The 411-nt window shown below is 62.5% G+C and carries 1 protein-coding gene; it reads right to left on the bottom strand.

Translation table 11 applies throughout. The annotated features are described in order from the left end of the window. Positions 1 to 411, bottom strand: a 411-nt coding sequence (locus EWM57_RS21330) for an Ig-like domain-containing protein (protein WP_207218377.1), incomplete at both ends; no start/stop codon positions are given.

The following is a 411-nucleotide window of genomic DNA, read 5'->3' as shown; positions in this document are numbered from 1 at the left end:
GAGAACTGGGTAGCGGCGGTGTTGCCGTTGCCGGCGCCGTCCTGAGCTACGTTGGCCGGTACGTTCACCGTCACTGCGCCGTTAGCCGACGGCGTCACGTTGAACGAGTAAGATGCCCCCGAGCCCGAGAAGCCCGAGATACTCCCGTTGGTCACGGTCACGTCCCCAGCTACGAAACCGGTCACGCTTTCCGAGAAGGTCACTGTTACCGGAATCGGCGTAGTATTCGTTGGGCTCGTGGCCGTGGAGCTGATAGCCACGCTTGGGCGAACCGAGTCGACGGTGAACGTATTCGTATTCGAATTGGCACTTACGGCCTGACCGCTGAGCTGAGCCGTGGCGTACACTGTGTGGCTGCCCTGAGCCAGAGCCGTGGGTTGGGTGAGGGCCCAGTTGCCGGCTGCGTTAGCG

Origin of the sequence: Hymenobacter persicinus, assembly GCF_004167665.1 — a bacterium.
Classification (GTDB): Bacteria; Bacteroidota; Bacteroidia; order Cytophagales; family Hymenobacteraceae; genus Hymenobacter; species Hymenobacter persicinus.
Note: the sequence above shows the minus strand (reverse complement) of the source record. Positions and strands in the feature narration are given on the sequence as shown.